Annotated in this window: 8 protein-coding genes and 1 pseudogene; 6 read left to right on the top strand and 3 right to left on the bottom strand. The window is 52.4% G+C overall.

The window, feature by feature from the left end; translation table 11 throughout:
* Window positions 1-408 precede the first annotated feature (408 nt).
* Both ACLD9W_RS11320 and carB read left to right on the top strand, forming a co-directional pair.
* The gene (locus tag ACLD9W_RS11320; RefSeq protein WP_410842117.1) at window positions 409-1161 is read left to right on the top strand and encodes an LEM-3-like GIY-YIG domain-containing protein; all 753 of its coding nucleotides are present in this window, start codon (window positions 409-411) and stop codon (window positions 1159-1161) included.
* Window positions 1162-1186: 25 nt separating this feature from the next.
* Window positions 1187-4396, top strand: coding sequence for a carbamoyl-phosphate synthase large subunit (gene carB, locus ACLD9W_RS11315; protein ID WP_410842116.1), 3210 nt, complete (start codon window positions 1187-1189; stop codon window positions 4394-4396).
* A gap of 191 nt (window positions 4397-4587) precedes the next feature.
* Here the strand turns inward: carB and ACLD9W_RS11310 are convergent, their stop codons facing one another.
* Window positions 4588-4716: a hypothetical protein gene (locus tag ACLD9W_RS11310; RefSeq protein ID WP_410842119.1), complete on the bottom strand. Its 129-nt coding sequence runs from the start codon at window positions 4714-4716 to the stop codon at window positions 4588-4590.
* 205 nt (window positions 4717-4921) lie between these two features.
* Between ACLD9W_RS11310 and ACLD9W_RS11305 the strand changes: the two are divergent.
* The 4 genes and pseudogenes from ACLD9W_RS11305 to ACLD9W_RS11290 all read left to right on the top strand — a co-directional run.
* Window positions 4922-5673 (top strand): annotated as a pseudogene (locus ACLD9W_RS11305) (RHS repeat domain-containing protein); the annotation flags it as partial.
* A 36-nt stretch (window positions 5674-5709) separates the two neighbouring features.
* Entirely contained in the window at window positions 5710-6039 is a 330-nt protein-coding gene (locus ACLD9W_RS11300) for an AHH domain-containing protein (protein WP_410842118.1), read from the top strand.
* A gap of 9 nt (window positions 6040-6048) precedes the next feature.
* Entirely contained in the window at window positions 6049-6624 is a 576-nt protein-coding gene (locus ACLD9W_RS11295; RefSeq protein WP_410842115.1) for a hypothetical protein, read from the top strand.
* Window positions 6625-6798: 174 nt separating this feature from the next.
* Window positions 6799-7824, top strand: a complete 1026-nt coding sequence (locus ACLD9W_RS11290) for an RHS repeat protein (RefSeq protein WP_410842114.1) — start codon at window positions 6799-6801, stop codon at window positions 7822-7824.
* A 242-nt stretch (window positions 7825-8066) separates the two neighbouring features.
* Here ACLD9W_RS11290 and ACLD9W_RS11285 read toward each other — a convergent pair whose 3' ends face one another.
* Entirely contained in the window at window positions 8067-8495 is a 429-nt protein-coding gene (locus tag ACLD9W_RS11285) for a type II toxin-antitoxin system VapC family toxin (RefSeq protein ID WP_410842113.1), read from the bottom strand.
* A complete protein-coding gene (locus ACLD9W_RS11280) occupies window positions 8495-8629 on the bottom strand; it encodes a hypothetical protein (protein WP_410842112.1) in 135 nt (44 codons plus the stop codon). Before ACLD9W_RS11280 ends, ACLD9W_RS11285 begins: the two co-directional genes overlap by 1 nt.
* Window positions 8630-8811: the final 182 nt, after the last annotated feature.

Genomic DNA, 8811 nt, shown 5'->3' with positions numbered 1-8811 from the left:
CTACCGCCTCGGCCGGATTGACCTGAACGACTTCTGCTAAACTGCCCGAAAAACTGTTACCCATGTCCCCGCACAGGTGTTACCTATGTGTCCGGTCTGTACACTCCCCCACAAGGGAGGGAGCGGGTTACAGCAGATTAAGGCGTTGCAGGTCGTCTGAAAAAGAATGCCCAAAAAATCAACAGTGGGAATTTTTCAGGTAGCCTTTATCGCAAGGCAGATGGAGCAAACGCCGCAAGCGTTTTTTCAGACGACCTTTGAATCCATCGGTAGGGCGTGTACCGCAAGGCACGCACGCGGTGGGTTGGGGGTGCAGGGAAAATGGAGAACGCGTGCGTATCGCACGCACCCTATATACAATATACAGGCTAATAGCTTGCTATCTAAATACATTTGAGGAAAAAGAATATGAACAAGTTTTCATCTGAAGTTTGCAAAGCACTTGAATATTATGTTTACCGCTTAATTGACCCAAGAAATGGTGAAACTTTTTATGTGGGCAAAGGCAAGGACAACCGGATTTTTGAACATTTGAAACAATGTTTGAAAATAACGGAAGATGGCGAGGATGAACTGACTTTGAAATATAGTAGGATTCGCGCTATCCAAAAAGCTAGATTAGAAGTTATCCATGTTATTCATCGGCATGGCATGAATGAGAAAACCGCTTTTGAAGTAGAAGCTGCATTAATAGATGCCTATCCGGGGCTATCAAATGAACAAAACGGACATGGCAATAGTGAATTTGGTTCGATGCATGTATCCGAAATACAAGATAAATACGATGCACCTGTTGCACAATTTGACAGCAATCATAATTTATTGATTATTAATGTTAATCGTTCTTTAGATAAAGAAAAATCAGCTTATGATGCGGTTCGCCTGGCCTGGCGGCTGGATGTTGAGCGGGCAAAACGTGCGCATTATATCTTAGCGGTTGAAAAAGGCTTAATTGTGGATGTTTTACAAGCGCATGAATGGCTGCCTGCTACCAAGGAAAATTTTCCTGAGCTTAATGAAACCATAGCAGGACGTTTTGGTTTTCACGGCGAATCACTTCCTGAAAACAATGAAGTCCGCCAAAAATACCAATGCAAAAGACTGCCTGAAGAATACCGTAAACGGGGTGCCAGCAATCCCGTTAAATATAGTTTTAAATAACTTGAAACCTCTAAGGTAAAACACCATGCCCAAACGTACCGACCTAAAATCCATCCTTATCATCGGCGCCGGCCCTATCGTTATCGGTCAGGCCTGCGAATTTGACTATTCGGGCGCACAGGCCTGCAAGGCTTTGCGTGAAGAAGGCTATAAAGTCATTCTGGTGAATTCCAACCCCGCCACGATTATGACCGACCCTGAAATGGCGGATGTTACCTACATCGAGCCGATTATGTGGCAGACGGTGGAGAAGATTATCGCCAAGGAGCGGCCCGATGCGATTCTGCCCACGATGGGCGGTCAGACCGCGCTGAACTGTGCGCTGGATTTGGCGCGCAACGGCGTGCTGGCGAAATACAATGTTGAATTAATCGGCGCGACGGAAGACGCCATCGACAAGGCGGAAGACCGTGGCCGCTTTAAGGAGGCGATGGAGAAAATCGGCCTCTCCTGCCCGAAATCTTTTGTCTGCCACACGATGAACGAAGCTTTGGCGGCGCAGGAACAGGTCGGCTTCCCGACGCTGATTCGCCCTTCTTTTACCATGGGCGGTTCGGGCGGCGGCATTGCCTACAATAAAGACGAGTTTTTGGCGATTTGCGAACGCGGTTTCGATGCGTCGCCCACGCATGAGCTGCTGATTGAGCAGTCTGTTCTCGGCTGGAAAGAGTACGAGATGGAGGTGGTGCGCGATAAGGCCGACAACTGCATCATCATTTGTTCGATTGAAAACTTCGACCCGATGGGCGTGCATACGGGCGACTCGATTACGGTTGCGCCGGCGCAAACGCTGACGGACAAAGAATACCAAATCATGCGCAATGCAAGCTTAGCGGTATTGCGCGAAATCGGCGTGGACACGGGCGGCTCGAACGTGCAGTTTGCGGTAAACCCTGAAAATGGCGAGATGATTGTGATTGAGATGAACCCGCGCGTGAGCCGTTCGTCCGCGCTGGCTTCCAAGGCGACGGGCTTCCCGATTGCGAAGGTGGCGGCGAAACTGGCGGTCGGCTTTACGCTGGACGAATTGCGCAACGACATCACCGGCGGCCGCACGCCCGCGTCGTTCGAGCCTTCCATCGACTATGTGGTAACCAAAATCCCGCGTTTTGCGTTTGAAAAATTCCCCGCCGCAGACGACCGCCTGACCACGCAGATGAAATCGGTGGGCGAAGTGATGGCGATGGGCCGCACCATTCAGGAAAGTTTCCAAAAAGCCCTGCGCGGCTTGGAAACCGGCTTGTGCGGCTTCAATCCGCGCAGCGAAGATAAAGCGGAAATCCGCCGCGAACTGGCGAACCCAGGCCCTGAGCGTATGCTGTTTGTGGCAGACGCGTTCCGCGCGGGCTTCACGCTGGAAGAAATCCACGAAATCTGCGCCATCGATCCTTGGTTCTTGGCGCAAATCGAAGACTTGGTGAAAGAAGAGCAGCAGGTAAGTGCAGGCTGCCTGCAAGATTTGGATTTCGCCGCCTTACGTCGTCTGAAACGCAAAGGCTTTGCCGACAAACGCTTGGCGCAGCTGTTAAACGTGAGCGAAAAAGAAGTGCGCGAACACCGCTACGCGCTCAATCTGCACCCCGTGTACAAGCGCGTGGACACCTGCGCCGCCGAGTTCCAATCCGACACCGCCTACCTGTATTCCACCTACGAAGAAGAATGCGAAGCGCGGCCGTCTGAAAACAAAAAAGTGATGATTCTCGGCGGCGGCCCGAACCGCATCGGTCAGGGCATCGAGTTTGACTACTGCTGCGTTCACGCCGCGCTCGCCCTGCGCGAATCGGGCTTTGAAACGATTATGGTGAACTGCAACCCCGAAACCGTGTCCACCGACTTCGACACCAGCGACCGCCTCTATTTCGAGCCGCTGACGCTGGAAGACGTGTTGGAAATCGTCCGCACCGAAAACCCGTGGGGCGTGATTGTGCATTACGGCGGTCAAACCCCGCTCAAACTCGCCAACGCGCTGGTTGAAAACGGCGTGAACATCATCGGCACATCCGCCGACAGCATCGACGCCGCCGAAGACCGCGAACGCTTCCAAAAAGTGTTGAACGACTTAGGTCTTCGCCAACCGCCTAACCGCACCGCCCGCAGCGAAGAAGAAGCGCTCGCCAAAGCCGAAGAAATCGGCTATCCGCTGGTGGTGCGCCCGTCTTACGTACTCGGCGGCCGCGCCATGCAGGTGGTGCACTCGCCCGCTGAGTTGCAAACCTATATGCGCGAAGCCGTGCAGGTGTCCAACGACAGCCCCGTGCTGCTCGATTTCTTCCTGAACAACGCGATTGAAGTGGATGTGGACTGCGTTTCAGATGGCAAAGACGTGGTGATCGGCGGCATCATGCAGCACGTCGAGCAGGCAGGCATCCACTCCGGCGACTCCGGCTGCTCGCTGCCGCCCTACTCGCTCAGCGAAGAAATCCAAGACGAAATCCGCCGCCAAACCAAAGCCATGGCCTACGCGCTGGGCGTGGTCGGCCTGATGAACGTACAGTTTGCCGTGCAGGACGGCGTGGTGTTTGTGTTGGAAGTGAACCCGCGCGCTTCGCGTACCGTGCCGTTTGTCTCCAAAGCCACCAGCCAGCCGCTTGCCAAAATCGGCGCGCGCGCGATGGCAGGCATCGCCCTGAAAGAGCAAGGCGTAGAACACGAAATCATCCCCGATTTCTACGCCGTGAAAGAAGCCGTGTTCCCCTTCATCAAATTCCCCGGCGTGGACACCATTCTCGGCCCCGAAATGCGCTCCACCGGCGAAGTGATGGGCGTGGGCGAAACCTTCTCCGAAGCCTATCTCAAAGCCCAGCTCGGCGCGGGCGAGCGCATGCCCGCCACCGGCAAAGTGTTCCTGTCCGTGCGCGAAGAAGACAAGCCGCTGATTGTTCAGACGGCCAAAAACTTCCAAACCTTAGGCTACGGCGTCTGCGCCACACGCGGCACGGCGGCTTATCTCACCGAACACGGCGTGGTGGTACAAACCGTCAACAAAGTGCCCGAAGGCCGCCCGCACATTGTCGATGCGATTAAAAACGGCGAAATTGCCCTAGTGGTGAACACCACCGCCAGCAACCCGCAGGAAATCGCCGACAGCCACAGCATCCGCCGCAGCGCCCTCACCCAGCGCGTGCCGCAATACACCACCGTCGCGGGCGGCGAAGCCATGAGCGAAGGCGCCAAAAGCCTGAACAACATGGGCGTGTATAGCGTGCAGGAGTTACATCGGCGGTTGAAGAAATAAGGCCGTCTGAAAAGGCTTAAAAGGCCGTCTGAAATCTGTTTTATTGGTTTCAGACGGCCTTAATCACAGGTCGGAAAAATCCCATCCGCAAGAGCGTTTTATGAACCGACACCCTCTATCACCAATACCGTAACTATTTCCAAGCAGCCGACTCGGGCTGGCATCTGGGCGAAGACGGCCGCCGCCTGCGCTCAGGGGCACGGCAGCGGCAGCTGGCGCTGGAAATGTGCGTTGACGGTTTCGGCTCGGGGCTGATTCTGTTGCGGATGCGCGGCGCGGGCGAAGGCGCGTTTGCCACCCAAGCGCAGGGCATCAGCCACAACTGCGCGCTGTTTGTCGTTCTCGCTTGCCGGCGGCGCCGTCCACCGCCGCTACGCCTACGACAAAGCCGGCAACCTGATCCAAAGTGCCGACCAAAGAAGCGGCGTCCTTAATTACGTCTACGATAAAATCGGACGCATTCAGGAAGCCCGCAACAGCCAAACCGGCCGCAGCGAAACCTTCGCCTTCGACCCCGCCCACAACATCCTTTCCGACAAAGCGGCAGAAGGAAAGGGCAGCAACATTAGTAGCGGCAACCGCCTCGAATCATACAACGGCATCGAATACACCTACGACGCCCTGGGCAATCTGATCTACCGCCAGCTGCCTGACGGCGAAAACCAATATTACCAATACGATTTAGAAAACCAACTCGTCCGCGCCGAAATCAAAAAGCCCGCCGGCAATACCGAGATCTGGACCTACGCCTACGACCCGTTCGGCAGAAGGCTTTCCAAAGAACGCCAAGACAAACTCGCCTGGACGAGCACCGACCCCAAACGCACCCACTTCGTCTGGGACGGCAGCCGTCTCTTGCAGGAATACACCTACAAAGGCAGCTACACCTATATCTACACCGACCAAGACAGCTACGAACCGCTGGCGCAAGTCTTCATAACAACCAAGACGAAGCGCAATACCTCGCCTATTTCCACACCGACCAAATCGGCATCCCGCGCGAGATGACCGACATCCACGGCAATCTCTTATGGTACGGCGAATACACCGCCTGGGGTCGTCTGAAAAAGGACGAACGGGTTTATAAGGATGCGCATCAGCCGTTTAGATTGCAGAACCAATACTTTGATGAAGAGACCGGGCTGCATTACAATCTGTTCAGGTATTACGAACCCGAGGCCGGGCGGTTTGTGAATCAGGACCCGATTGGGTTGCTGGGTGGGGAGAATTTGTATTGGTTTGCTCCTAATGTACAGGCATGGGTCGATGTATTAGGAGCAAAAAGGCAAAAACCTCAGGGGGATTATGCACAGATGCCAGTAATATCTGGACATCAACGACATCATATAATACCTTTAACCAATTTCTTAGAGCATCCCGCTATTATAGATGCAAGAATTGACTTGAATAATTATCGGAATATTGTTCAATTGCCAACACATTCTTCTAATAATCCAGAGGGGAGAACTATTCATAGAGGGATGCATCAAATGGACTACGAGAATAGAATTAGAAGGGAATTGGATAAGGTTAGTCAAATGAAATGCCCTTCTCATATCAAGAAAATGCATGTGGAAAGCATTATGGACAAGTATAGAGGGTTGCTATTGTCAGGAAAAATTAAATTAAACAACGCTATATAGTAGTTGAAAATGATTTTTGCAATTTATCCAAAGTCAGAACAAAAATTTTTGAAATTTAACTGGAACTCTGTTAATTATCAGTTGTTAGATAACGAAGGAAAAATCTCTCAGGGCGTACAATTGATCTATGAGTTGAATCCTAATAAAAGCTATTCTTTAGACAGGTATGATTTTTTATTTACAGTAGGCCCATTAATTGTCAGCCAAAAAGTAAAAGAAATTCTTAAACCAGAACAAGAGGCTGGTTTTGTACAGTTTTTCCCTGTAAATATTAAAAACCAGAAGGTGTTAGATGGTTTTTATGTTGTTCATATTACCAATCATGAAAACACCACGGATTTAGATAATAGTATTTATGAAAAAGATGAATGGGATGATGAGGAGGAGTATCAATTTTCAATACAAAAATTTAAAGAAAGTTTTGATTGGGATGTTTCAATAGCTAAAAGTAAAGAGAAATTTGCGCAAATTGTAGTAAATGATAATTTAAAGGATAGGTTAATTTCTGCAGGGGTTAGGGATTTAATTTTTTACACCAAAATAGATTATATTAATGATGAAAATTCAGAGTTTGTTTTAGTTTGATTATTTGTCTAGTAAGCCGTAGCCTGCACAAAACCTCCAATCCCGACGTAGGGTGTGAGCGGTACGCACGCGGTTTCCGCTTTTCAGACGGCCTCAAAACCTTCCTTTGAGGCCGTCTGAAATATTGGTTCTTTAACAATCTCATTACTAGTCAGCTACGACACCGACGGCAAAGTGCTTAAAAGCAGCAACAACCTCGGTGAAGAATGGACGTTCGACTACCGCAAAGACCATACCGTCGTTACCGACGCATTGGGACGGACGGAAGTGTACGGTTTCGACGAAAACCGCGAACTTATCTACCGCATCGACGCCGACGGACAACGCAGCGACAGCGAACGCGACAGCTACGGCCGCATTACCGTAGAACGCGACCCGCTCGGACGCGAAACCCGCTATCTCTACGATACCGAAGGCAACGTCATCGCCATCACCGCCCCGGACGGCAGCAGCACCCAAATCGACTACCACGAAACCCTCAACCTGCCGGTTGCCGTCAACGATCCCGCCGGCAGGATTACCGCCTACACCTACGACGGACGCGGCAACCTCGTCAGCATCACCGATCCCGCCGGTTACACTACCAGCTACAGCTACAACGCCCAATGGCTGCCCGAAACCATTACCGACGCCTTAGGCAAAACCCGACGCCTACACTACGACACCCTCGACCAGCTCGTCTGCTTTACCGACTGTACCGGCGAAACCACCCGTTTCGGTTACACCGAATACGGCGATCTCGAAACCATTACCGATGCGCTGGGCCATACCACCCGCCACCACTACGACGCAGCGGGCAATCCCGTGCGTACCGACTATCCCGACGGCAGTCACGAAACCTTCGAATACGACCGCCTAAACCGGCTGACCGCCCACATCGACGGACTCGGTGCCAAAACCGCCTACGAACTCGCAGTAGACGGACTGCCGCTCAAACGCACCAACGCGCTGGGCCATACCTTCGCCTACGCCTATGACAAAGCCCGCCGTCTGACCGTCCTCACCAACGAAAACGGTGAAACCTACCGTCTCGATTACGACCCGACCGACAACCTGATCCAAGAAACCGGCTGGGACGGCAAAATCACCGCCTACGGCTACGATGCCGCCGGACAACTGGTTCAGCAGACCGAATACGGCCAAAGCAATAATGAAGGTCGTCTGAAAGAGCGTCCCGAGACTTGGCACCGAGCGGTTTGATTTTTTGTATTGGTCGGTTTGAGTATCAATAGGAATACCCTCGTTGGGTTTGGTACAAATCGTGGCACAAATGACCGCAGCCAGTAGTATATGAACAGATAAAAAACGCCCTAAATCAAGGGCGTTTGTCTATACACATACTACTGGTTACGGGCTAGGTGGGTTCCAATCCCCCAAAGGCAGCCTGAAAAGCCGGTTTCCCGTTTTCAGGCTGCCTTGTTGTCTGCCAAACTCCAATCCGCTCAAAGGCCGTCTGAAAACGGGTTCAGCAGCGGCACGTTCAGTTCGGCGAAATCGCGCGTGTTGCGCGTTACCAGCGTCAAATCGTTGCGGATGGCGGTGGCGGCAATCAGCGCGTCGTTGTAGGGGCGTTGGTCGGGAACGTGCAGGCGGGCGCAGATGCGGGCGGCGTGGCGGTCGACGGGCAGGATGCGGGCATCGAAGGTGGGGACAACGGTGTCGTTGAGCCAGCGTTGCAGCCGCGCAAACTGCGCTTCGTCGCCGCGGTGGCGCACGCACAAAATGCCCTGTTCGATTTCCAGCAGGGTGATTACGCTCAGGTAGCAGTCGTCGAAACCGACCGAATGCGTCCATTGCGCCAGCGCCGCGTCGGCTTGCCCACGGCTGATTTTGCGGATTTCCGACAAAACGTTGGTATCGAGCAGATACATCAGAACAATTCCTCGCGGTCGGCAATCGGGCAGCGCAGAAAGTCCACGTCAATCAGATCGGCTTCCGGGTCGGCAAGTTTGTGCGCCAGGCTGGCTTTTTCCCCCTGCAAGGTTCGGTACGCCGCATAGTTCATCAACACATAGGCGGGCTCGCCGCGGTCGGTAATGCGGCGTAAGTAACAAATTTACTGCTAAATCAGAGAAGCAACGCACTAAGTAACAAATTTACTGCTGCAAATTCATTTTCTAGCAAAATAATCCTTAATAAACCTTATCTTATTACCCCTACTCATACCATGATGGCATTCCAGTCTGC

The sequence above is a fragment of the Neisseria sp. WLZKY-1 genome (assembly GCF_046546535.1).
Taxonomy (GTDB): domain Bacteria; phylum Pseudomonadota; class Gammaproteobacteria; order Burkholderiales; family Neisseriaceae; genus Neisseria.
This window is presented reverse-complemented; position numbering and strand designations above follow the sequence as displayed.

Coding starts and splice junctions, on each gene's coding strand:
- ACLD9W_RS11320 (WP_410842117.1), top strand. CDS start 409: ATGAACAAGTTTTCATCTGAAGTTTGCAAAGCACTTGAATATTATGTT.
- carB (WP_410842116.1), top strand. CDS start 1,187: ATGCCCAAACGTACCGACCTAAAATCCATCCTTATCATCGGCGCCGGC.
- ACLD9W_RS11300 (WP_410842118.1), top strand. CDS start 5,710: ATGCCAGTAATATCTGGACATCAACGACATCATATAATACCTTTAACC.
- ACLD9W_RS11295 (WP_410842115.1), top strand. CDS start 6,049: ATGATTTTTGCAATTTATCCAAAGTCAGAACAAAAATTTTTGAAATTT.
- ACLD9W_RS11285 (WP_410842113.1), bottom strand. CDS start 8,495: ATGTATCTGCTCGATACCAACGTTTTGTCGGAAATCCGCAAAATCAGC.
- ACLD9W_RS11280 (WP_410842112.1), bottom strand. CDS start 8,629: ATGAACTATGCGGCGTACCGAACCTTGCAGGGGGAAAAAGCCAGCCTG.